Here is a 24697-nt window from a genome sequence, read left to right on the forward strand (position 1 = left end):
GGTAGTTTAGATTCCGCGCAGAATGATGTTATGCAAGAAGTCGATAACAGGAGCAATATAGCTGGAGAGGAAGAAGACGAAGAGGAGCAAGATGATTACGCCCTGGTGCTCCATGAAGTAGACGAACTTCGCATAGCGCGCGGAGAGGAATGAGGTAAATACTTTGAATCCGTCGAGCGGCGGAATTGGAACGAGATTGAAAACCATGAGCGCAAGATTGATGTCGACGATAGCGATCAGCATGCTTTGCATAGAACCACTGATATATGGCGCTGCCATGCGCGTGATGAATCCAAAGATGATTGCGATAAGGAAATTTGTAGCAGGCCCTGCAGCGGCAACGAGTGCTTCGCCCCAGCGCTGGTTCCTCAGGTTGTATGGATTATAAGGGACCGGCTTTGCCCATCCGAATGGGACCTTAAAGAGAAGGATCGAGAAGAGGGGGACAACAAAAGAGCCGATGGGGTCAAAGTGTTTTGCGGGATTCAATGTGAGTCTTCCAGAGAGGCGAGCGGTAGGGTCCCCAAGAGAAAGTGCCATGTAGCCGTGTGCGACTTCATGGGCGATGACCGAGAGGATAAGTATTCCAAGTCCAGCGATAGCGAGTTCAGGTGTCATGGAGGTATTGTAGCAGAAGAAGGAGGAGGGGAGAAGAAGCAAAAAATACAAGGGAATAAGGGGATAAGGGGATAAGGATGGAAGAAATTCGGTTATTTCTACTTTGGTCTGTTTTGTATTTAACCTCATTCCCTCATTCCCTTATACCCTTATTCCCTGCATTGAGCATTTTCTCCATTAACGCCTTGCCTTTTTCGTACTTATGTGATAATCTGCCAAGTACTTAACGCAATTAATCTTATACGTATGGCATCAACGAATATCTGCGTGCTTTGTGCGAAGGGAACCCGCGTCGCAGGGGGTTACTCAAATCGCGTCCGCGCAACAAAATTCAATCCAACGGGGAACGTCCGCAAGTACCCAAATCTTCAGTGGGCAACTCTTCCCGAGACGATCGGTGGTGGCCGCATTAAGATCTGCACACGCTGTCTCAAGGGCAACAAGCACATTGAGCTCGCAAAGTAAAACACCCTATGGGTGTTTTACTTTTTTAGGACATATAATTCCATATATTGACAACTATAAGAATTAGTTGTATTATATATACATTACCCTTTGGGGTATTTGATAAGGAGTGCAGATGCACACCGTAGTTACGCCATCCCTTCTTCCCATCCTCCTAGTGTTCGCTTTCGTCTTCGCGATGTGGGCCGTTTACTGGGGCTTGTTCTATCTTGTTGGGCTCCTCATTCCCTGCTACCGCTGGAACGGAGTTTTCAACAATCGCTGGGAGCTCAAGGTGCTCTCGCTCGGCCTTGGGGTATTCGCGTCCTTGGGGACACTCGTGGTCCTTGCGGTGTACTATGGCCCGCGCTCGTGCTGATCAGTTCTTCTTCCTCAGGGAGGCAATGTGCCTCCCTGTTTTTCTATAAAACAAACGCCTCAAGCGAGGTGTTTGTTTGTTATGCGTTGATTGTTTATTAAATTGATGATGAATGGAATGATGCCGAGGAAGAGTCCACCGAAGCCTATTGCTATCGTGGTCTTATCAAGTGTATTAATGCTATAGAGTGACACAGAGACAAGAAAGAGTGCAGAGATGAGTGGCCACAGTATCTTCAGGAGCAAGTCGCGTACATTCCAAAGCGACTTTCGATAGTGCCAAGCACATGCGAAGCCCGTCATACTATAATAGAAGGCAACTTGAAGGACGGTTGCGTTAATCGCCGCCTTCACGACATATGCTGCGGAGTGTGAATGCACCGAGAAGATGAAGAGTGCGGTGCTGACGCTCCATATGATAAGAATCGCGAGCCATGGGCTATTCCACTTTGCGTAGATTTTTTGATAACGTTTGTGCAGCGCACCTGCTCTACTCATAGAGAAGAGTGTCTTTATGAATTGGAGGATCGATGCTTCAATCGCACCGATGCTCGAGAGAAGTATTGTCACGACGGCAATAGTGCCGAGAGGCTTTGGAAAAAGCATATTCGCGACGTCGAAGACAACATTTGTACCTGATGCAGCGATCTGTTCTGGCGAGAGGGTGGAGTAGATAGCCATCATCGAGAGCATGGTAAGCGCAGCGACGACAATCATGACTGCCGAGACACTTTTCGTAATCCCATTGTTTGCAGTTGATGTTTCCTCTCCTACGTTCATTGCAACATCCCAGCCCCAGAAGAAGAAGAGGGCAATAAGCGTGCTCGAGACAAATGATTCTCTAGTGAACGAAGAAATGAGAAAAGGAAATTCAGGAAGTGTTCCACTTTTGAACACAAAAAGGTGATAGGCCGCAGCAATGATGATCGACAGCATGGTGACCAGACTCAGGCTTGTAACGAAGGTCTCAATCTTACTTGCAAAGCGAAGTCCGCGAAGGACGATGAAATTTATAAGTGAAAGAATAGCAACGCCGAGGATGGTGATGAGTGTTTTGTTCTCTGCAAATGCAGGGTTGATGACGCTGAGTATCCCGGTTGCAGCGGGAGGCGCTGCAGAAACAAGATAGATGACCGAGGCGACGAGTACGGCCCACCCCGAGAGAAAGCCAAGTGCCTTACCGAAGATCTCAGTGACCCAAGTAAACGATGCTCCATCATCAACCTTCAGTTTGTTGAGGTGAATGAAGGACAGCGTAATTCCGAAGATCATAAGACCCGAATAGAGTATGCTCGCTGGCGCAAGATTCCCTGCCGTAGAGAGTAGTGCTGCTGCAGCAGCGGCGATGCTGAGTGCAGGAGAAGTTCCTCCGATTCCGAGAAATATTGAGTCGATTGTGGCGATCTTTCTTTCCTGTGTTTCTTGTGTATGCATAACAGTGTTTCCATTATATCGTATTTTTGTGTATCTACTTTGAAATATCGATGATGGCAGTTCCATAGAGGGAGGCGTGCGTGCAGTGTGACAATACTATATAATATATAGTATGCAGTTGAATCACAGCGCAGCTATTTTGGTGCTCCTGAGTATGCTTGCCTTCGTTGCACATGCAGAAAATTCCACGAGGCCGGTGGAGCTTTCTGGTGTGGCAACAACAAGTAATGCAGTAATCGATCAGACCGCTCCAGGACCGGTTTTCCTTGATTGGAGTATGTCGGGTGCTGACAGTATATTTGAATTTTATATGCCATGGGGAATCAATGGTATCCGTGCAGAACTTTTACAGAACGATGAAGTTATTGCAACAACATCGTTGCTTGCGCGGACGCCTTTTGTGCAGCGAGCGGAGTTTAACCTGAAAAAACCCGGTGATGGAGTGTACGCATATCGAGTTAATCTCTGTTCGGGTGAAGCGACGAGTACAGGTTGCACTACAAGTCACATGGTATCAGTCAGTGTGCGTAAGGGGGAAGCTATCCTCGAGTCAGCATTACCCGAGGATGAGCAGTCGATAGAGCGGTTGCAAGAACTCAAAGATGTAGAGCTCGATCGTACTGCTGCGCGCATGGAGGCTGAGATGGTGCGCATGCGAGGTCTTGTGCCGAGCGGTAATCAGCAACAGCTTAGCCTAGAGATGCATGCAGAGCGAAATATTGAGCGAATAAGACGTCTGATTACATCGGATGTTCGGCGTGTGCTCTTTGCACCGGCCAATACGATTTCACGCTCAGCGTTTTTTGAGGCAGCACAGAAATTTCCCGCATTTTGCAATGAGTCAAATGGTCGAGAATCACTTGATACTGCTTGTGCTCGTGAACTTTCTGCAATCATTGCCTTTATTACGTATTACACAGGTTCGGATACTTCCAGTAGTAGGTCAGGCATGCAATATCCAAGAGGGGCAGTTTCATTTCTTGGGAACGATGCATCAAGATTCATGCAAATAATTCCTGGCAAGGAGGAAACCCTAGAAGGGCGTATCAAAGAGCATCCCGACGATGCATTGCTCGCGCTTTTTTGGTGGTATATGACACCGCAGAGTCCTGAACCCGATCCGCATAGCGCGCTTCTTGGTATATGGCAACCGAATGCTATTGATAAGACGAGGAACATTGCTCCTGGTTTTGGAGCAGCGATAAATATTGCTACGCACGGCAGGAGCTGTCACGGTGGAGATGTATTACCACAAGGGTATGTATTGCGCACATTATATAAGGGATTCCTTAGCGTATTTAATGTTCGTGACGAGTACACTGATCTCTGTGAAGAACAGTCGGCGTTTGGGATTGGGGGGTCTGCATTTCTACCACAATACTGGGAACCGGGGCGAGATGGCGGATACTGTACGCTCGACTTTAGAGAAAATAAATATTTTTTGCAGAATCCTATGAGTTTTAGTCTCTGCAGCTCTACCTCGCGCGGGGTCGCCACAACAACACATCCAATGTTGCAAGAAAGTTTTGCTGCTGCGGCACATTTATTGAATGTCATGATGGATCGAATCGGCCCGGGAGAAGGTTTGCATGCAAAAAGTAGTATGCCAGACATGCGCACGCAACTTAGTGCAACAATCGTGGGGACATATCCCTACTGGAGGGCATACGATGGAGATACTCAACCCGAGCAGCTCCCACTTACAAAGCTCAATACGCTATTTTTTGAAATCGCATCTCCTGGGCAAGAAGGTGAGCTCTTGCTGCATGATGAGAGACTTATGAACAATGAAGTCTTTGCAGGAGACTGCTATCGCGAGGACTGTGCGCGAGGACTACTCCATCAATTCGCACTTATACATGAGCGTTATCCGAAATTGAATATCATAATGAGTATTGGTGGATGGGATGGATCTGCTCATTTCGCGAAATTAAGTGACACAAAGAAGCGCAATAGATTTGTCACCGAAGTGCATACTTTGCTTGCACAGCACCCTGAGATCAGGGGCGTAGATATCAACTGGATGTACCCAAGTAATCTACCCGGTAATGATTTGATAAATCCTGGAGGAGACAGGGAGACGATGAGACAAATCATGATTGCGCTTCGTGATATGGAAAATAGATTATATGAAGATGATGGGGTGGTGCGAAAACTCTATCTCGGGGTTGGTGCAGGTGCGGATAATATTAATGCAGCTGGTCTCGGCGAGGTTGCCTCGCTTGTTGATGGTGTGCATCTTGCTACTTATGATCTCCACGGACCATGGGAAAAGGAAACGGGCCATGGGGCGCAGCTCTTCGCGACGAATATTGGTACCGATGTACTTAGTGTTGCATCTGTGGTGACACTCGCACGCAAGGCAGGGGTGCCTGCAAAGAAGATATTGATTGGAATTCCCTATTACGGAAGGATGTGGAGCGGAGTAGAACCTGGCTCGAATCCACTACTCCCCGGATTTGGAACTCCAACGAATGCGACAAGTAGCGCAACGCTTATCGATTACCGAACAATTGCAACGCATGTTCTTGGGAAAGGGCAATATCAATTTTATGAGGATGCGCTGCGTGGAGCAGTGTATCTTTACGACGGAGATCGATTTATTTCGTATGACGCGCCTGAGATGATTGAAAAGAAAATGCAATATGCATGGCAAGATGGTTTTGGGGGAGTACTTCTTGCGGATATTATGGGAGATGATGGGACACTTCAGGATAAAGTGCTTAGCGTGGTTGCAGCTCAATCTGAAAAGAAGACATGTAGGCTTTCAAGAAAGCCAGATCGAAACCTTGCCGCAAATAGTCGAGGTGCTGATGTCTTTGCGCTGCAGACATTCCTCGCATGTCTTGGGAATATTCCTGAACACATCGATATCAATGGAAATTACGGAGCCGCAACAGAAGCAGGGGTTAAGTTATTCCAGAAAGCCGAAGGATTGGAAGTCACTGGTGTTGTCGGCAAGGAAACAAGGGAGCGCCTTAGCAAATTCTGATCGGAACCACCCACTGGGGTGGTTTTCTTGATACCTTGCAAAAATGCCAAAATATAGTATAGTTCCAGGACCTGATCGATTTACTGCACCGCATTACTATGTGGATGCACAGGTGAAGAAAGAAGGTGTAAGTAGTGGGGAAATCCTGCTACTGAATAAATTACTTCAATTAATTCAATAATCTGGCTCATGCCAACACTCAACCAATTGAAGCGTAAGGCCCGCAAGGCGCCTGTGCGCAAGTCAAAGACAGTGGCACTCGGTCGTGGATTCAATGCAATCCAGAACCGTCCAAATGTCTACGCATCACCTTTCAAGCGTGGTGTATGTACAAAGGTTTCTACAAAGACCCCACGTAAGCCTAACTCTGCTATCCGAAAGATCGCACGTGTTCGCCTTACCAACGGTATGGAAATCACTGCCTATATCCCAGGTATGGGACATAAGCTCCAGGAGCACTCAGTCGTCGTCGTTCGCGGTGGTCGCGTGAAGGACCTCGGTCTTCGCTATACGATCGTTCGCGGTCGTCTCGATGCAGCAGGTGTCGAGAAGCGTAAGCAGGGTCGCTCACTTTACGGTGCTAAGCGCCCTAAGGCAGCTAAGTAATTATTGGTCCATTCCTAAGAAAATAATATTATGCGTCGACCAGTAAAGAATCGTAATATCCGCCAGGCGGACTTCAAGTACAACTCACTTGATATCTCACAGCTCGTAAACTACGTCATGTGGGATGGTAAGAAGACAATCGCAGAGGCAGTCGTTTATGACTGTATGGATGAGATTGCAAAGAAGACAAAGGTGGAGAATCCATCTGAAGTCCTCAAGGCAGCTATCCAGAACGCAGGTCCTTTGATCGAAATCCGTTCACGTCGTGTCGGTGGTGCAAACTACCAGGTTCCACGTGAGGTTCGTGACGAGCGTCGCCGTTTCCTCGCTCTCCGTTGGATCATCGGTGCAGCTCGTGCAAAGAAGGGTGTCAAAATGGCAACCAAGCTTGCAGATGAGATCATCGCAGCATCAAAGAATGAAGGTGAGGCTATTAAGAAGCGCGACAACGTGCACAAGATGGCCGAAGCAAATAAGGCGTTCGCGCACTTTGCTTGGTAATAAAAATGAACCCCTACTCGGGGTTCATTTTTATTACCAAGAGCGCGAACGCCTTATTTGCTCCGCCCATCTTCGTCGTGACCATATTTACGGCACTGGTCTTTTTCGCGTGATCGTCTGCTTTTCGCTTTCGCGGTACCATTGTACCGCTTCAAGCTCCAAAGCTAGACGCTGACGCGAAAAATACTCAGTGTTTCATGTTGTTGGTTGTGTGGCTTCGAAATCTGGGCGGTTTCATAATATAGACCTTGCGTCTCAGTAAAAAAATCACATAAGTTTCAGTGAAGTCTACATGCTATAATTCCACTAATGAATTCTCGGATCAGTCTCGGCTTCACGCTCATTGAGCTCCTTGTTGTTATTGCGATCATCGCACTGCTTTCAAGTGTTGTGTTCTCTGCTTTGACGACTGCACGCGTGAAGGCGCGTGATGCGAGTCGCATCGCAAACGCACGACAGCTCTCGCTCGCGCTCGAACAATATGAAATGACCAATGGTACCTATGCAGTCGCAGGCGCGGGGTATCAAGGAACCGGATCGGGTTATGCCTCATATGTCGGTGGTATTGATTACACAACCTCGATCGTTTCTGCTTTGAAGTCTTCGGGGACATATTCGTCCTCAAAACTTTCCGACCCACTCTATGGTGATCAGAACTATTTCATCGGTCGCTGTACGACAACGCTTGCATACACCTTGTATCTCAAGGTTGAACAGGACGCATTGAAGCAAGATGCTGCAGCGCTCTCTTCGGGTTGTGATGGTGCAACTGCAGTGAGCCTCGGTTTTAATTATGTCGCAGGCGGTAGTGGAGTTGGTGCATTTGGTGGCGGAATTGCGGGAGGGGGTGGAGGAGGTGCTCCATCACCAAAAATTTCAATTGGATACTCACACGCAATGGCGCTGGTCGGAGGATCACTCTATTTGTGGGGCAATGATGATAATGGAACGCTTGGGTTTAATCGCGCAGGTACAAAATCATTTCCGACGCAGATGGGGTCTTCTACCGATTGGAAGGATATTAGTGCAACGATGTTTGATTCATTTGCGATTAAAAATAATGGAGAGCTATATGCAACTGGGTACAATAATCACGGGCAACTTGGCTTCGGCGACGTGACACAGCGCAATGTGTTTACGAAAGTCGGTGCAGATACTTGGTCGAGCATTGTTGGTGGTCAGTACTATACACTTGGAATAAAAACCGATGGAACACTTTGGGCATGGGGGTATGGACAGTTCAACTCTCTTGGTCTTGCTACAACATCAGACATTCTCTTGCCTACTCAGGTAGGTACTGCGAATGACTGGAAGTCCATATCAGCTGGATTTTACTCTTCTGCGGGAATCAAAAATGATGGTTCGTTGTGGACTTGGGGTTATAACGCTTATGGCCAACTTGGTCTCAATAATACGACTGCACAACCGGTGCCAGTGCGTGTGGGTAGTGATACTGATTGGAAAAAAATAAGTATGGGATATGGCATTCTCATGGCAATCAAGAATAATGGCACGTTGTGGGCTTGTGGTGACAACACTTCGGGAAGACTTGGATTTGGCGATACTGCAATCAGGAGCGTGCTGACACAGCTTGGCACGGACACATGGAATGATATATCGGTCGGTAATGGTTTTCAGCACGGAGTAAAATCTAATGGAACGCTTTGGGCGTGGGGAGTACAGGGGTCAAGTCAGCTCGGTCTTGGAGATGCGGTAACACGCACCGTGCCGACACAGGTTGGTAGTGCAAGTGACTGGAAGTTCGTCTATGACAATTTGTATGCAAGCGTTATTGCGCAGAAAGTTGGTGATACTCTTTATTCATGGGGATACGGTGGAAATGGGGTGCTTGGTCTCGGAAATTTCTCGAACTACAATCTTCCTCAAGCGCTCACTCCTCCGTGGTGATGAGCGTAGTACGAGCACACGTTATGCTATACTTTATATATGAGTAATCCAATTACACCTATTGTTCCAGCAGAGAAGATACATATATTGCTTGCTGATGATGATGAGATGACCTTGCGCCTGTTTAGTTCATATCTTGTCGAGGCGGGGTATGAGGTCATTCACGCGCGCGACGGCAATGAGGCTCGTGAAATGGCGAGGCGTTTGCATCCTGACGTACTCTTGACCGACAATCGTATGCCGGTCATTGAAGGACTTACATTAATCTCCACGCTTCACCACGAGAAGGAGACAATGGATTTGCCTTGCATCTTGCTCACTAATGACGACCTTTCGCTCGAAGCGGAAAAGGTAATCAATGAGATTGGGGCTCTTTATGTACCGAAAGCAGAATTTAAGACGCACATCTGGTCAGCACTTGAGACTTGTTTGCATAAGATTGGGAAGGAAATTCCAGGTCCTGCGAAGGAATTCACTGCGAACTTGCTTGGAAAACAGTAGACAAAAAAGAACCCGCGTTGGGTTCTTTTTATATTCAAGTTTTCCACAGCGAAATATAATTTTGGATGTTATACTCAAAATTCATGACCAACCCGACGCACATTTTCGTTACAACATTGCTAGGCTGTCTCCTGGGTGCAACCCATGCAATTGCGGCTACAGTTCCTGCACTCGTTTTGCCATTTTAACATTCATATCTATTGAGCGTTGACGTTACCCCTTGCACATAGTAGGGTTGCGTTAGCGCTTTTTTGTTCCTTGGAGGGAATATGGCGACGAAGCAACTCACTTTCAAATCCGGTGAAGATGAAATCACCATTTCGCTGGATGGAACCGTGGTGGCGGTCATTCGTTACTGCCTCAACAAGATCTATCAAGTCGAGCTCTCACAAAAGATCTCGAGAATACTTGAATACCAGATCCTCTGTCACGTCTATCTTCTTTCGAATGTCGATGCGGGTGAAAAGACAATGCCACTCGACGCAGTGCTCGCGCTGCCCCAGCATGAAGTGCGCAATGAATTGCGGCGTCGCGATATCGCGATGGTGCGCGTTGCCTATGAGCACCTCACTGAGGCGCTTGCGGCAGTCATGAAGCGCGTTTCGCAGCAGTACCTTTCTGTGCAGGTTGTGCCACATGGGTTCAACTATCGCGATCATGTACATCTTGTATTCGATCTGCACAGCAAGCAGGAATTCAATTTCTGGATGTGCATGTCAGTTCCGAATTCGGACGAACATGACCTTCATGTCGTTCCCGGATATCATCCGTGCATGAATGGCAAGAAGGGTATTCACATGATCAATGGTGATACCGACCACCGTACGCATGGATATGCCGTGGTAAGAGTCGAGAGTCCTCTCGAGTCGCGGGCGGAAATGGGTAAGCATAGAGCCGCTTCCACTTGGTCGAACCTCACGCACCCCTTCTGTGCGAAAGGGAGGAGTGTCGTGGTCACCGTCCGCGAAGGCCTGCTCCGCACTAAGGATGGTGTTCGCGAACTATCACGTTTTCTTCTTGCAGCACTTGGGAAGACCGATGAGTATGTCGAAGTGAGTGGAGGCTTCAGTGCCCCGCTCAAGTGCGCTCATAATCGCCTCATCGAGAAGCGCATTCCGTCGCCATCTCAGAAGAAGCACTTTGGACAGAGCGTGCGAGGTTCAGAGCAACATTGCGTGTGGGCATATCGCACACTACTCGCCGAGGGAAAACTCGAAGGCGCTTACGTACCCAAGTGGTTTATCGAGGAGGACTGGCTCGGCATCTACAAAGGCGCCGAAGAAAAGCCTGGTCTCTACTGAAATATAGCCCGTCTCCGGACGGGTTTTTCTGTTGCTTTACGGAAAAGTCAGCGATGTTATATTAAAGAGAGACAACAAGGAGGCATTATGTCGCTTACCCCAGGAGATGATTGTGTTGCGCTAACCTATTCTGCGCATTGGGTCTTCGACGCAAAGCACGAGGAAGACCTCAAGGCGGCGGGTGATGACCCTGCGCTCATTTCGCTCGTGAATCACCAGGCGAATATGCGGCAATACCTTGCCGCAAAGGAGCAGCTCGAAGGAAAGAAGATTACCATTGGTTATGCGCTTGATGTGCAAGGGAAGTACATCGGAGGCACATTCATGGTGTGCGAAGTGTTTCCCGAGATGAGTATGAAGCGCTCGTTCTTCACGATGTTCGCGTATCCTATGGCACCGGGGGCAGTACGACTCACTCGTCTCCATGTCATTCGTGCAACGACAATTATGTTTTCATAAACAATACACGCGACTCGTCGCGTGTTTTTTATTTCATGCCCCATCTTGCTTGTCTAAATGAATATTGTGCTCCATGCCCAGTATGGTAGAGTCTTGGAAGAATGTACGCTGAAAGGAGAGCTTTATGTATAACGCGCGCGAAAGAGGGCGTGCGTATGCTTCACGTCCACTCTCACCAGCATTCAAGCCACATCAAGTAATCCAGAATGAAAAAGCGGAAACGCTCGCTTACGCATGTTTTTCCCATCGACATGACCTTCTCGTGCGCCGAGAGTCGACATATGCGGGTGGACCACAGGGGTGTCCGCTCATGTTCAAGGATAGGATTCTTGTAGGAAAGCAGGCATTTGAGCGGCTGCGGACTTATGGCATTGCAATCCCATTCTTTTCCTACGTCATAGCCGAGAGTACGGCGCAGCATCGCCCGTGTCTTCTTACGGTCATTGAGCGAGTTAATGGAAAGAACGTGACTGATATTGCTCCCGCAAGTAAAAAACTAGCGCGAGATGTTGAAGGAGTGTTCATACGATTCCTGAATTACCTCAAGGATACAAAGGAGTCGGGCGGTCCATTCTGGAGCGACTTCAATATTCACCAGTTCATGTATGGCACGCTCGAAAGGGACCCCCATCCAAGGATCTATCTTGTTGATGTGGAGCCCTATGCAGGGAAGTGGCCGGCACCCGGAAGTGCTACTCCCGAGGCCGAATTGATGCTCACTCGTGGTTATCTCATGCAGCTGATGAGTGTATATTTGGGCATTGATGGATTCGAAACGCGCAATAACAACGGAATTTTGCTGAAGCGTGCACGTGTGCTACTTGAAATTGCCGTTCGCTCTATCCCTCCTGCTCCTTTGTATAACGAATTTCGGGATAATCTCCTGCTCTTGCTTACGTGGAAGGCATGAGAGAGCACCAAGGTCGATCCTTGGTGCTTTTTTGTATACGAAGGGGTAGACTCTTGATTTTTTGCGTATTTGCGCTATAGTTGGCCCATTACTCACGAGTTTTGGAGTTTTTTGGGCTCCCGAACTTTGCGACATCGTCGCAGCATTAATTGTTAAGATAATTTTTATGGATCAATCGTATCCGCTCGAGAAAACTCGAAACTTCGGAATCATTGCGCACATCGACGCAGGCAAGACGACAACGTCAGAGCGTGTGCTCTTTTATACTGGTGAGTCTCACAAGATTGGTGAGGTGCACGAGGGAGCAACGGTCATGGACTGGATGGAGCAGGAGCGTGAGCGCGGTATTACGATTACCTCTGCTGCGACCACTGCGTTTTGGACTCCAACCTACGCAGACAAGAAGGATGCTGAGAAGAAGTTCCGCTTCAATCTCATCGACACTCCTGGACACATCGACTTCACCATCGAGGTGAAGCGTTCTCTTCGCGTCTTGGACGGTGCAGTTGTCGTCTTCGACGGCGTTGCTGGTGTCGAGCCACAGTCAGAGACCAACTGGCGTTATGCTGACGATGGAAAGGTGCCACGTATCTGTTTCATCAACAAACTCGATCGTATGGGTGCATCATTTGAGCGTTCATACCAGAGTATCTTGAATCGCCTCACGAAGAATGCAGTGCGCATGCAGATTCCTGTTGGCGAGGAGGAGAATGTTTCTGGTGTCATCGATCTCTTTGAGCGCGTTTACTACACGTTCGAGGGAAACATGGGAAATACACTCGTGAAGCACGAAGTTCCTGCAGAGTACAAGGATGATGTCGAGAAGTACCGTGGTGAGCTCATTGAGGCAGTTGTTGCCCAGGATGAGGCACTCATGGAGAAGTATCTCGAGGGTGTTGAGCCAACGATGGAGGAGTTCAAGAGGGTGATGCGTAAGGCAGTTATCGCGAACAAGATTATCCCAGTGTACACTGGTACTGCTCTCAAGAATAAGGGTGTACAGCTCGTGCTCGACGCAGTCGTCGATTTCCTTCCAAGCCCACTTGATATCCCACCTACAAAGGGTATTGATCCAAACACTGATCAGGACATCACTCGTCTTGCATCGAACGATGAGCCATTCGCCGCACTCGCATTCAAGGTTGCTGCAGATCCATTCGTGGGTCAGCTCACCTTCTTCCGTGTGTACTCAGGAAAGCTTGAGGCAGGTTCATACGTCTACAATGCAACGAAGGGAAAGAAAGAGCGTATCAGTCGTATCGTGCGTATGCATGCAAACGACCGTGAGGAAGTGAAGACTGTGTACGCGGGAGAGATCGCAGCTGCGGTCGGTCTCAAGGACACCTTCACCTCAGATACACTTTGTGATGAGGATAAGCCAATCATCCTTGAGCGTATCGTTATCCCTGAGCCAGTCATCTCGATGCGTATCGAGCCAAAGACAAAGGCAGATCAGGAGAAGATGGGTGTTGCGCTCTCACGCCTTGTTGCGGAAGATCCTACATTCCGTGTTACTACCGATGAGGAGACAGGTGAGACAATCATCTGGGGAATGGGAGAGCTTCACCTCGACATCATCGTCGATCGTATGAAGCGTGAGTTCAACGTGGAGTGTACAACCGGCAAGCCACAGGTGGCATTCCGTGAGACCATTCAGGGTTCTGCTGAGCAGAATGAGAAGTACTTGAAGCAGTCAGGTGGTAAGGGACAGTACGGTCACGTAGTGATCCGTATCAAGCCTATGGAGCCACTCGCAGAGGGTGCAACCGTTCCAAAGAACGTCACACGCGAAGCAGACTTCGAGTTCATCAACAACATTAAGGGCGGTGCAATTCCTCAGGAATTCATCCCCGCAATTCTTAAGGGTGTGCGCGAGGGTCTCGATCGCGGTGTCGTCGCAGGTTTCCGCCTCGTCAACGTTTCAATCGAGCTCTTCGATGGTTCATACCATGATGTCGACTCATCAGAAATCGCCTTCAAGATTGCTGCATCGATGGCTGTTCGCGAGGCTGCTCGCAAGTCACGTCCAGTGATCCTTGAGCCAATGATGTCAGTGGAAGCAATCTTCCCTGATGAGTTCATGGGTGATGTTTCGGGTAACCTTTCATCACGTCGTGGACAGATTAGCTCAATGGGTGAGCGAGGTATGAACAAGGTGCTTACTGCACTCGTTCCACTTTCAGAAATGTTTGGATACGCAACAACATTGCGCTCAATGACACAGGGTCGTGGTACGTTCACCATGACATTCCAGGAGTATGCTCCGGTGCCTGCCAACATCGAAAAGGATATTGTTGCATCACGCGCAAAGTAAGAACGCCCCTTCGGGGACCAGGCGTTCTTGCCCGTAGATGTCTCGCCTCCGCGAGCCATATCAACTCAAGCAAAAACCACCATCAATGCATGGTGGTTTTTGCTCTTTCGGGTAAATCTTCATATTTTGGCGACCTTGCCCTCACGCTTCGGCATGCGACTCGCTCACCGTACTCCATGTACGGCTCGCTAGAGTTCGCACGCCTCCAGCGAGGGCAATCTCATCCCAAATCTGAAATTTATCGTTCAAATAAAAACGCCCCTCGGCGTTTTTATTTTTCAAGATTTGCTGAAGCGCTATGACCTTGCTATTTTATTGTACTCGATAAAATGGAAAGGGGCCGGGAAAACAGCAGTTTTCCCGTGGAGGAAGGCAGTGAGTCTTCGAGCGCCCTGAACCGTGGGTTTCCGAGGAGCAATATTCCTCGCGGTTTCATTGTTTGTTATAAGTAAAAACGCCCCACGGCGTTTTTGGGGAGGTCTAGCGGCCAGAAAAATCTTGGGTATAGATTGCGCACTTGTAAGCGCCAGGGCTACTGATGACGGTGGGGTCTGCGAAGTCTCCGTTTGGGAGACAGAGCGACATGGTGTCGGACAAATATCCCGTTTGTAGTTTATACCCCGCACCATTTGAAGCATAGTGATAGCCTTCCGTTACGCCTACTCCCGCACAGCCACTGGGGTCGATTGGCAGTATGGGGATGAATTCGGGTGCAAGGTCGGGGATGAACCCATTGCTTCCCGAGCGGTCGAGTCCCCAAGGGCCATCACCGGGATTTTTGCAAACACTAAGCCACATATTGGATGTGTTTGGGTAGGTATTGTATTTGTCTTTGTAGAGTTCGAGTGCCGTGTTGAGCTGCTTGAAGTCGCTGTAGCGTCTTGCGACACGCGCTTTCATGCGTGCACTGCTCAGTGCAGCCAGGATGACACTCGAAAGAAGTCCGATAATCGCAATCACAACCAAGAGTTCAATGAGAGTGAATCCTTTTTGATGTTTCATCAACGTATTATAGGTCAAAAACATATTTGAAGATACGGACAATTTCGTAAGTTTAATTGCTTATACTCCTCAGTAGTTCGAATGTTGTTGAGTGTGAGTAGGGAGTCAATCTAGAGGAGAAGCTTGCCGAGGCGGCCGTCGAAGACATTTGTACCTTGGCCGTCACGTGCGGTGACTTGGGAGGCGGGGAGAAGGTTGATGTAGGCTCTCCTTGGGTTGGTGCGGGCGAAGTAGATGTCGACGAACTGATATGAGCCAAAGCTCAGTCCTTTGGTGGTGCCTCGCACGATGTTAATGACACCTCGTTCTTGTTGGTTCGGTACAGCCATCTGAAAGTCAGAGTTCGCTGCATCGAAGTGATCTATTTTGAGTGCATCACTGTCGTAGGCGAGGACAAGCTCGGCGGCATTGATTACTGCATCTTCTGTTGAGATTGATATGCGCACATGCGTCAGCATGATGTCTCCGGTGTCATCAAGTTGCTGCATGTCGATGCTTGCATAATCTCGCGCCGCAAGTGCAAGGGATGGAAGAGCACCGCTGAATATTGCCATGAATACAAAACTCACGAAAAGACGTTGTACGCGAATACGTGAATGGAGGTGTAGCATAATTCGAATGAAGTATGAATTGTATAAAGAAAAACCATCGCTTAGGATGAGTCGAGAGATGTAGCACGTGTATGCGTGATACAAGGGTGACCGGTTACGCCAGTAGCTCCGCACGGTTCAGGCGTCCAAATAAGAACCGCGTTTCATTGCTTCCACCTAAGTATGTATAGTGAATTATGGTTTGCATTTTAAGTCAAGCATTTTATACTTGACTAATATAATTGTAAGTGTCATATGGGTTGTCCTAGGGCAGGTGCACAAATTCGATATTGTTCTCGTTGCATTTCTGTTTGGTTGTTGTAGTGTAACTTCAGAAAAGTATATGGAGATTCTATGTGCGTGTGTGAAAAGTATCCCGAGGTCTTGCTCTCTGTGCAAAGCGTCCAAAAACTCGCGCGAGCTGATGGTTTGAGGAACGCGTCAATTGTGCGCAGAGTACTGATTGACGATCGTCCGGTTGTGCTCGTGCAAGCTTGGAATAAATACAATCAAAAAGTTCACCTCTTGCTTTGCCCTGGTGATGTCTGCTATCGCAAAGAACTGCAGGTGCTTCCGAGCGGCGAAAAAGTCCTGACTCGCATCATAGAGGACACATACAAGTGCCAACGCAAAGAAGAACTTCGAAAACAGATTCGTACTGAAGTTGAAGCTGCGTATCGGAAGGGGAAACTCTCTTATGATCCAGTGCGACTCATTATGAATATGTTTGAGCGCGTTTCTGCGGGGGAGTATCTTGGAGAGTTCAGCCCCGGCATTATTTACGTTCAAGAAGTCGCAGAGATGCTGAATCGAATATTTCTTTCAAAGCCAGGAATTCTGGGAGCAAAGTCGTTCTGTAGTTTTAAGGAACGCAAAAAGCGTTTTGCGAACGATCGGCCACCATTCTTCCTTAGTCTTGGTTTTCCGCTCGAAAAGATCATGGGAAAACTTAGGGTCGATAATTCGCTTGCGTATGCTCCGCTCACGAACGAGGAGTGTCGTACTGCTGCATTTTTCGAAGATACGCTTGCGCTTATCGAACGTCTTGTGGAGCAGAAGAAATTGGGCCTACATGGAATGATTCTCTGTGCCCCTTACCCCGAGGAGACGCCTGATCAAGAGCGTATATTGCTCGAGGAAAATCACAGTGCGCTGCTCTATGCGCGCGTGGAAGGGATGCATGTCTTCCAGGTGCAGCGTCATTATAATCCTGAGTTCGCGTCCCTCTGCGTTTTCAGGCAGCAAGGTGAGACGCGTGCAAAGATTGTCGCTGTGAAGAAGGTGCACCTCTCCTTTGGTGCCATATTCGGGCCAGATGTTTCGGATGTGGAATACTGGAGTGAGTGTTTCTCTTACTTCCTGTTGCATGGTCGTTTGAAATAGAAAGATGGGGCACCTCGGTGCCCCTTTTCGTTAGTATCTTCAATAACTGATTTCCTTGACAGGTGTCAATATTTTATGTAGTTTAAAAACAGTAAAGCTCAAAGAAAGGGGGTCGGTATGTCCAATACCAGCGCACTTTCCCCCGACGTCCTTTCGTATCTCGAAAGTATTCGTGGGGCTCCGTGCTATCTTGAACGTTTCCTCTCTTGTCCTGATTTCAAATTCATGCGAGAAATCGCAAAGGACTTTGGCGGTATTGAAATTGCCCTCCCGAATACGCACTACACGTTTATGCTTAACGTGTATGGTGTCATCATGTTCCAACCTTCGGGCGACTATGGGTATGGTGTCACCGTCAGAGGTGTGGACGAGGATAGTGCTACTCATGAGGCGAGGGTGCGAGAGTTTCTCTCTGCGGTGCGGAAGTCCATTTATCCCGAAACGGATAGCGCATGGTGTGCATCTGTCGTTGTGCAAGCATGTTACTCCGCGATCACTGCTCGCGTGGGAAATGCCATAAAACGTAGCGTTCGTGAATGATGTGAAGCGCCGACCTGGTCGGCGCTTTTTTGTTGCTTTACCCCTCTGGTATAATACTAATATGATCGAATCCTTACATAACCATACGACGGCGTCCGACGGCAGACTTTCTCATAAAGAATTATTTAGCCTCGCAGAGCAGCTCGGAGTTGGAGTACTTGCATATACTGATCATGATGCACTTCCTGATGATAATGCACTAAAGTTTCTTGAGTCGGTGCGTGATCGGAAGACGAAGTGGATCATTGGGATGGAAATCACCGCGTCACTCCCCGATGAGTGTTACGGTCACACAGGTACGATTCATGTGGTCGGACTATTCCTTGATCCACACAACGAAGCACTTCGTGAGCATGCACGCAAGGCACAGGAGGCACGCATTGAGCGCATGCAAATAATCGTACGCAAGTTGAGTGACTTAGGTTTCATGATTTCTGAGCAAGACTGCCTCAAGGAGAGTGGTGGTGAGTCTGTAGGTCGTGTCCATATTGCAGCTGCGCTCGAGTCGCATCCGGAGAATGGCGCAGTGCTCCAGCACTTGATGCTTCAGATGGAAGTTGCTGGTCGCACTGATAAGCGTATCGGTGACAAATATGCCCGTATGATTGCAATAGGCCCGCGGCAATATATATATGATGTATGCCTTTCTCCTGATGCATTCAAACCCGCATATGTTGAGGCGCGTTATACCCCAGATATTGATGAAGCAACGACGCTCATTCGTCATGCGGGAGGTATGTCATTCATCGCACATTACTCGTACGAGCGAAAGAAGCTGCCGATGGAGACGGTACGCGCATTGCTTCGAGAGAATCGCGTTGATGGAGTAGAGGTCGTTTATGGTGCGGGGATGAAGAATACAAGTGAAGCTGCGACATTCGAAGAAGATAAGATTGCGCTACGTACACTCTGTACGTTGTATGGCAGGCAGATCTCGGGAGGAGCTGATGCGCATTCCACTGAAGACCTCGAGCGTTACGCTGCAGATAAATCTTTCTCTGGAGAGAGTAAGGGATTGGCTGCAAAGATCATTGCTACTGGTCAGGTGGAGGTGCGTAATTCATCAATCACTATTACATCATAAAGAAAATCGCCACCCTAAGGTGGCGAGTTTTTATTTCGGTTTCGGAATGCCGAGGTGGAGAAGGAACTCACCTCGATCGCTTCCATAGGAACTTGTGAGGAGGTCGAGCTTCACGGGAATTTCCCTGCTCGCATCTTTGCCATTGAAGTCAAGTGTGATCGTCGTCGATTGCTTGCTCGAAAACTTTTGACGAATCCCACTGTGCCTGTAGCTGCTAATGAGGCTTTTCTGCGTGATCGCCTGTCGGCCGATGAAAATGTCGTAGATGCGAAACTTGTTGCCATCTTTCGAGGTAACCTGCGTCGCTCCGCGACCATACTTGCTGAACAGGTGATCGCCGATCGTGAGCTCACTGTCGGCTCCGAGATTTGTTACAAGGATGTCGACATAGATGCTATTGGGCCGCTCGCTCAATATATAGAAGCGCTTGACTTCGAAGGTGAAGCCATTCTGCTTCACCATGACTTCGGTTGTGCTCCCTGCTGCACTCGTGTGCTGATCGGGCCCGAATTCCTGAAACGACATGCGCAAGAGATCAGAGACGAATTCATCTTTCAGAATCGTCGCACTTGCAACGCTGAGCACTTCGCCTGAGGTTGAGCTGATGAGTCTTGCATTGATGCGGAGCCCAACATTCGTATCGGTGATGCTACCCGTGAGGATCGCATCGATAGCGAGGAGCTTGCCGAGGCGCTGAATTGCTGCCCCATCGACGGGTCCGGAGAGCTCAAACTTTTGCTCTTTGAGAATCTTCACCAACAATTCGCGCTCAACGATTTGGAATTTCCGTGTCTCGAAGAGTTTCACGGTGAGCTCTTCGGCAAGGATCTTTCCGAATGCACTCGTTTGGCTATCGCCACCAGAAAGACTGAGAATCGCGATTTTGATAACGCCTGTCTGTCGGCTCTTGCTAGAGATGTCTGACGCGAGGTTTGTGATGCTTGCGTCGAAACGGTCGCTCGCGGGCTGCGCTTGAAGCGTGGGCCCAAACACAGTGAGCATGAAAGAGAAAAACAGAGAGAGAAGAACATTCCAAGGCTTCATGGGAGCTCCTTTGGGGGAGTGTATTCTGTGCTGAGTATGCAATATTGTCTGTGTATAGTCAAGTATTTGTTAGTTATCCCATATATAGAAAAACCGCCACAAGCTGTGGCGGTGTGCATTACTTTTTCGGCAGGTCAGTAAAGGTGATGTATCTTTGCCTGCCCGCGTCTTCGAGTCCGGTGACCGGAAGTGCGAGTGAACTACACAAATAGACATTCTTGCCCGCGTCGCGGAATTGTACGACGATAGTGATGCTTGAATGCGCAGGGAAGACGTGCGAAACGTTGTTTGCAAGCGATCGTGATGATCCAGCGATGCCAATTCTTGGATGCCCGTACGTGGTTCCCCAGTTGGTTTGGAGAAGTCCATCATCTCCGAGCCAGCCACTTTTTCCGAAGGTCAGTTCGGTTGTGGTTGGCCCATTATTCGTCACCATGATTTCAAATACTGCCGCCCCGAGTTCATCTTTGTACGAACGCGTGATTACGAATGTGAAGTTCTTGTGCTCGACAGTGAATTCGGGAAAGTGTGTGGTGAGGTGCGCAGCGGTCGAGGCTGGGGGAAGCGCACGGTAAGATCTGAGTGGAGCATGCTCGCCAAGGAGTCCGAGGACGAGCGCATCTTTCTCGAGCGTTACTGCGGCAAGACTACGTATCTCTCCCGTCATTGTGTCGACAAGGCGAGCGAATACGCGAACGTCGTTCGGTCGATTCACGAATCGTCCAGTGATGATTGCCTCAACTTTGAGCAGACGCCCGAGGCTTTTTATGGAGTCTGTATCGATTGGGCCAGTGAGTTCAAGTTTTTGCTCTTTGAGCACCTTTACAATCAGCGTGCGTTCAACGATATTGAACTTACCTGTCTGGAAAAGCCTCGTTGTCATTTCTTCGGAAAGTGTGTTCCCGAGTTCAGTCTCTTTGCCAGCCAGGTTGGTGAACCCAACGACCGCAACATGCATTTCCTTTGAGCGGTAAGTTCCATCCGCGAGCTTGCCTGCAAGGGCCGCCATCTGCATATCAAAATTACTGGGCGTGTTGGCGAGGGAGGTGTTGGCGAGAGTCAGCAGCAAAAACGTAAGAAGCAATCGCGTACAGGTAGTGATCAACATAGAATCTCCATTGCAATGTACGAGCTACATGCAGTATGCAACTATTGTTTCTGTCAGTCAAGTAATGAGAAATTTCTTCAATTGAGAGCAAAATCTAGTAATTGACATACATCATTGTTACATGTATGGTTAGCCCAGCTGTACATTCATACTTTTTGCAAAGGGAGCCAATCATGAAAGACTCTACGAAGAAAGCGATGAAATATGGCCTCTGGGCAGCGCTCATTGGTGCGCTTCTCTTTTTCTTCTATCGCGTGCGCAAGCGCATGCAGGGCCAGCAAGCAAGAAATGATGCGCGCGGCGCAAGGGTCATTGACGCTGAGGTCATTGATATGAGCGACTGCAATATCGGCGGAATCAATCAGCCCCCTCCCGACAGTAAGGTGAAAGAAGCGGCACATGCTGCGCTTGATGAACTGACAAGTTGGGCTGACGCGGCACAGCGTGCTGCGCAGACGGACTGGTTCCGCAAGCTGACCTCACTCAACTTCTTCTCCAAAAAGTGAAAGGAGTTTCCATGAATGCGATTCTGACTTTTCTCCGTGGCCTCGCCACAAGCGCAGGGAATGCGGTGAGCAACATACTCAAGACCATGTTCCTCGCGAGTATCTTCATGCTCGGACTGACGTTCGTCATGTGGCTACTCAACATCTTTGGCCTGAAGGAGCTGAACTACGTGTTCTTCTTCCTTGGTGGCATCATGATTTTCTTCATCGGATTCAATCCGGCGACGATTGTGACGAGTATTCTCGTCGGTGCCGTCGCAGGAGGGATCAATCGAGAAGGCATCATGAAGGGTGCGCTTACGGGTCCTGCTCGTTTGCTCTACTTCATCATCGGCCTCCTCTATGCCTTTTTCGCCCTTGCGGGACTCCTCGCCACGACGTCGTTCGCGGAAAGCCCGAGCTCCTTCTTTGCCATCATGGCAATGACCATGCTGCTCGGCGTCGCGACCGCTTTCGTCGGTGCAAAGGCGAGTAAGTTCGCGTTTGCGGTAGTTGCGGTGTACGCAGCCTACATCTGTGTTCGCGCAATTTGGGCGATCATTCCCGTGGAAACGAAGTACAACCTGGGAATTCCCATTTCGGCGATCCAGGACATCGACAATGTCATCGGGACGGGATCGAAAGAAGTAAAAAGAACTATCGATGCCATCGTCACGATCGAGGAGCGCAAGGCGAACATCATTCGTGAGGAAAAGCGAAGGCAGTATGAAGCTGCTGAAGCAGCCGCAGCAGTCCAGCGCGAGGAGGATGAACGCAGGGACAAAATCCGTCGCGCGAAAGAAGAGGAGCAGCGAGCTCATGATGAGCTCAAGAGAAAACTCGATAAGACCATCAACGACCTTGAAGGGGACAAGTAGCACCAAAGGCGCACCATGAGTGCGCCTTTTTTATATGTTCTTGCTTGTGCTATACTTTACTATATGGATATTCTTTCACACGCACTTTGGGGAGGGGTAGGTTTTGGTCGCAAGAATAGGAGCGATTTTTGGGCAGCATTTATGCTTGGTATGTCTCCTGATCTCCTTGCTTTCGGCATTCCCTCAATCACAAGAATCATCACTGCATTGTCAGGAAATGGCTTACCTGAAGAGTTTCACAGGAATATGGCGTATTTTCCATCGTATGTATTTACGCTGTACTCGATAGGGCATAGTTTGGTTATATTTACACTCGCTTTCATTGCGGTGTGGATTTTTCGAAAAAAGCCATATATTCCCTTGTTTGCTTGGTTTTTTCACATTTTTCTCGACATTTTCACCCATAGTATCGACTTTTTCCCAACGCCATTTCTATGGCCGCTCTCGGATTACCATTTTGATGGCCAATCTTGGGGACAACCACTCATATTTATCCCTAATGTCCTCCTCCTGTTTGCTGCCTATGGTTATTGGGCGTGGATGAGAAGGAAAGATAAAATGTTGCAGTTCAAGGATTCTTGACAGATATCTGAGATATTGTGAAATGAGCCAATGTTGCTTTCAGTATATTGTCCCCACGATATCCACGCAGTGCCTTGACTATTGCTCATGCTCTGGTATACTCCCATTCAACGTTGCAGTGTCTGTTTTTACGCGATTTGGCTGTCCTCCGCAAGAGGAAAACCAAACATACAACAGTTAAATCGCTAGGAGGAAAACGTACAGTAGCACGTGGGATTAAATAAAGTAGTAGGCCCTTCGCCTACTACCTCTTAAACTTTGCAAAATTTTTATCGAGAGATAAATTTATGTGCAATTAATAATATAAGTCATACGAATTAATTTTATGGCAGCAGAAGCATTTGATCGTTCAAAGCCACACGTTAACGTGGGCACCATCGGTCACGTCGACCACGGCAAGACCACTCTTACCGCAGCGATCCTCCACGTGCTCCACATGGCAGGTTGTGAGGTGAAGATGAAGGGAGTTAACGAAATCGACTCAGCACCAGAGGAGAAGGAGCGCGGTATTACTATCGCCCTCTCACACAATGAGTATTCTACAAAGACCCGCCACTACGCACACATCGACGCACCGGGCCACGCAGACTACATCAAGAACATGATCACCGGAGCAGCACAAATGGACGGTGCAATCATCGTCGTTGCAGCAACCGATGGTCCTATGCCACAGACACGTGAGCACATCCTTCTTGCAAAGCAGGTCGGCGTACCTCGCATCATCGTCTTCTTGAACAAGGTAGACATGGTTGATGACGCTGATCTCGTTGACCTCGTTGAGGAGGAGATCCGTGATCTTCTCGAGAAGCAGGGCTTCGATCGCAATTGTCCAGTTATCCGTGGTTCAGGTCTCAAGGGACTCGAGGCTACATCAGTTGATGACGAGTGGGCAAAGAAGATTCTTGAGCTCACTGATGCTCTCGATACCTACATCCCAGTTCCACAGCGTGATACAGCAAAGCCATTCCTTATGCCAGTTGAGGACATCTTCTCAATTGAAGGTCGTGGTACGGTTGTGACCGGAAAGATCGAGCGCGGTATCATCAAGGTTGGACAGGACATTGAGATCGTTGGTCTCAAGGATACTGTAAAGACAACAGTGACTGGTATTGAAATGTTCAACAAGTCACTCCAGGAGGGTATGGCCGGCGACAATGCAGGTATTCTCATCCGCGGTATCAAGAAGGAGGACGTTACTCGTGGTCAGGTGCTTGCAGCACTCGGCTCAGTAACTCCACACTCAGAGTTCGAGGCAGAGGTGTATATCCTCAGCAAGGACGAGGGTGGACGCCACACACCATTCTTCTCAGGCTACAAGCCACAGTTCTACATCCGTACAACGGACGTGACTGGTGAGGTTACACTCAAGGAGGGTGTTGAGATGGTTATGCCAGGCGATACTGTTACCTTCAAGGTAAAGTTGATCGCTCCAGTTGCACTCGAGGACCAGACACGTTTCGCTATCCGCGAGGGTGGTCGTACAGTCGGTGCTGGTGTCGTAACAAAGATCGTTAAGTAATAAACAAGTCTTTTTGCTCAATCTTGCAGTGGTTCGCCGCGCGACTCGCTCGATGTACTCAATGTACATCTCGCTAGAGTTCGCACGGCTCCACCACCGCAACCTTGAACAAAAAT

General features: G+C 48.7%; 24 protein-coding genes and 1 riboswitch. Of the genes, 17 read left to right on the forward strand and 7 right to left on the reverse strand.

The genetic code is table 11. The features are described from left to right. Positions 1-6: 6 nt before the first annotated feature. Entirely contained in the window at positions 7-618 is a 612-nt protein-coding gene (locus tag VJ579_02245; GenBank protein ID HXK37862.1) for a site-2 protease family protein, read from the reverse strand. 246 nt (positions 619-864) lie between these two features. Between VJ579_02245 and VJ579_02250 the strand changes: the two genes are divergently transcribed. Continuing rightward, positions 865-1083, forward strand: a complete 219-nt coding sequence (locus tag VJ579_02250; protein HXK37863.1) for a hypothetical protein — start codon at positions 865-867, stop codon at positions 1081-1083. Positions 1084-1500: 417 nt separating this feature from the next. Here VJ579_02250 and VJ579_02255 read toward each other — a convergent pair whose 3' ends face one another. Then, positions 1501-2874 (reverse strand): APC family permease, encoded by a 1374-nt coding sequence (locus tag VJ579_02255; GenBank protein ID HXK37864.1) that lies wholly within the window; start codon positions 2872-2874, stop codon positions 1501-1503. 112 nt (positions 2875-2986) lie between these two features. On the opposite strand from VJ579_02255, the gene VJ579_02260 reads away from it, so the two are divergent. The 3 genes from VJ579_02260 to rpsG all read left to right on the forward strand — a co-directional run bounded on the left by VJ579_02260 (position 2987) and on the right by rpsG (position 6973). Continuing rightward, a complete protein-coding gene (locus VJ579_02260) occupies positions 2987-5866 on the forward strand; it encodes a glycosyl hydrolase family 18 protein (GenBank protein ID HXK37865.1) in 2880 nt (959 codons plus the stop codon). Positions 5867-6055: 189 nt separating this feature from the next. Further along, positions 6056-6472 carry a 30S ribosomal protein S12 gene (gene rpsL / locus VJ579_02265; GenBank protein ID HXK37866.1) on the forward strand — a complete coding sequence of 139 codons (417 nt, stop codon included), beginning with the start codon at positions 6056-6058 and terminating at the stop codon, positions 6470-6472. 30 nt (positions 6473-6502) lie between these two features. Further along, a complete protein-coding gene (gene rpsG, locus VJ579_02270; GenBank protein HXK37867.1) occupies positions 6503-6973 on the forward strand; it encodes a 30S ribosomal protein S7 in 471 nt (156 codons plus the stop codon). 13 nt (positions 6974-6986) lie between these two features. Here the strand turns inward: rpsG and VJ579_02275 are convergent, their stop codons facing one another. Further along, positions 6987-7115, reverse strand: coding sequence for a hypothetical protein (locus VJ579_02275; protein HXK37868.1), 129 nt, complete (start codon positions 7113-7115; stop codon positions 6987-6989). Between the two features lie 167 nt (positions 7116-7282). Between VJ579_02275 and VJ579_02280 the strand changes: the two genes are divergently transcribed. The 6 genes from VJ579_02280 (at position 7283) to fusA (ending at position 14366) form a co-directional block, all read left to right on the forward strand. Continuing rightward, entirely contained in the window at positions 7283-8881 is a 1599-nt protein-coding gene (locus VJ579_02280) for a prepilin-type N-terminal cleavage/methylation domain-containing protein (GenBank protein HXK37869.1), read from the forward strand. Between the two features lie 39 nt (positions 8882-8920). Then, on the forward strand, positions 8921-9382 hold the full coding sequence (locus VJ579_02285) for a response regulator (GenBank protein ID HXK37870.1): 462 nt from the start codon (positions 8921-8923) through the stop codon (positions 9380-9382). Between the two features lie 269 nt (positions 9383-9651). After that, on the forward strand, positions 9652-10683 hold the full coding sequence (locus VJ579_02290) for a hypothetical protein (protein HXK37871.1): 1032 nt from the start codon (positions 9652-9654) through the stop codon (positions 10681-10683). Positions 10684-10770: 87 nt separating this feature from the next. Then, complete coding sequence (locus tag VJ579_02295) at positions 10771-11142, forward strand: hypothetical protein (GenBank protein ID HXK37872.1); 372 nt, start codon at positions 10771-10773, stop codon at positions 11140-11142. Between the two features lie 124 nt (positions 11143-11266). After that, positions 11267-12052 carry a hypothetical protein gene (locus VJ579_02300; GenBank protein HXK37873.1) on the forward strand — a complete coding sequence of 262 codons (786 nt, stop codon included), beginning with the start codon at positions 11267-11269 and terminating at the stop codon, positions 12050-12052. Between the two features lie 166 nt (positions 12053-12218). Then, positions 12219-14366 carry an elongation factor G gene (fusA, locus tag VJ579_02305; GenBank protein HXK37874.1) on the forward strand — a complete coding sequence of 716 codons (2148 nt, stop codon included), beginning with the start codon at positions 12219-12221 and terminating at the stop codon, positions 14364-14366. A gap of 480 nt (positions 14367-14846) precedes the next feature. On the opposite strand, the gene VJ579_02310 is transcribed toward fusA, so the two are convergent. After that, complete coding sequence (locus VJ579_02310) at positions 14847-15368, reverse strand: type II secretion system protein (protein ID HXK37875.1); 522 nt, start codon at positions 15366-15368, stop codon at positions 14847-14849. A gap of 110 nt (positions 15369-15478) precedes the next feature. Next, complete coding sequence (locus VJ579_02315; GenBank protein ID HXK37876.1) at positions 15479-15979, reverse strand: hypothetical protein; 501 nt, start codon at positions 15977-15979, stop codon at positions 15479-15481. A 79-nt stretch (positions 15980-16058) separates the two neighbouring features. Beyond that, positions 16059-16142, reverse strand: a riboswitch (cyclic di-GMP riboswitch). 170 nt (positions 16143-16312) lie between these two features. Between VJ579_02315 and VJ579_02320 the strand changes: the two genes are divergently transcribed. The 3 genes from VJ579_02320 (at position 16313) to VJ579_02330 (ending at position 18965) form a co-directional block, all read left to right on the forward strand. Then, positions 16313-17341, forward strand: coding sequence for a hypothetical protein (locus tag VJ579_02320; GenBank protein HXK37877.1), 1029 nt, complete (start codon positions 16313-16315; stop codon positions 17339-17341). Between the two features lie 117 nt (positions 17342-17458). After that, positions 17459-17881, forward strand: coding sequence for a hypothetical protein (locus VJ579_02325; protein HXK37878.1), 423 nt, complete (start codon positions 17459-17461; stop codon positions 17879-17881). Between the two features lie 61 nt (positions 17882-17942). Continuing rightward, complete coding sequence (locus VJ579_02330; GenBank protein HXK37879.1) at positions 17943-18965, forward strand: PHP domain-containing protein; 1023 nt, start codon at positions 17943-17945, stop codon at positions 18963-18965. A 30-nt stretch (positions 18966-18995) separates the two neighbouring features. Here VJ579_02330 and VJ579_02335 read toward each other — a convergent pair whose 3' ends face one another. Beyond that, the gene (locus VJ579_02335; protein ID HXK37880.1) at positions 18996-20009 is read right to left on the reverse strand and encodes a FlgO family outer membrane protein; all 1014 of its coding nucleotides are present in this window, start codon (positions 20007-20009) and stop codon (positions 18996-18998) included. A 118-nt stretch (positions 20010-20127) separates the two neighbouring features. After that, on the reverse strand, positions 20128-21117 hold the full coding sequence (locus tag VJ579_02340; protein ID HXK37881.1) for a FlgO family outer membrane protein: 990 nt from the start codon (positions 21115-21117) through the stop codon (positions 20128-20130). 173 nt (positions 21118-21290) lie between these two features. Between VJ579_02340 and VJ579_02345 the strand changes: the two genes are divergently transcribed. The 4 genes from VJ579_02345 to tuf all read left to right on the forward strand — a co-directional run bounded on the left by VJ579_02345 (position 21291) and on the right by tuf (position 24581). Further along, positions 21291-21623, forward strand: a complete 333-nt coding sequence (locus VJ579_02345; GenBank protein ID HXK37882.1) for a hypothetical protein — start codon at positions 21291-21293, stop codon at positions 21621-21623. Positions 21624-21634: 11 nt separating this feature from the next. Continuing rightward, complete coding sequence (locus VJ579_02350) at positions 21635-22480, forward strand: hypothetical protein (GenBank protein HXK37883.1); 846 nt, start codon at positions 21635-21637, stop codon at positions 22478-22480. Positions 22481-22543: 63 nt separating this feature from the next. Further along, positions 22544-23062, forward strand: coding sequence for a hypothetical protein (locus tag VJ579_02355; GenBank protein ID HXK37884.1), 519 nt, complete (start codon positions 22544-22546; stop codon positions 23060-23062). A 325-nt stretch (positions 23063-23387) separates the two neighbouring features. Beyond that, positions 23388-24581 (forward strand): elongation factor Tu, encoded by a 1194-nt coding sequence (gene tuf / locus VJ579_02360; protein HXK37885.1) that lies wholly within the window; start codon positions 23388-23390, stop codon positions 24579-24581. The last annotated feature ends 116 nt before the right edge of the window (positions 24582-24697 follow it).

It is taken from the genome of Candidatus Paceibacterota bacterium (genome assembly GCA_035583355.1).
GTDB lineage: Bacteria > Patescibacteriota > Minisyncoccia > Phycocordibacterales > UBA6899 > JAJZQJ01.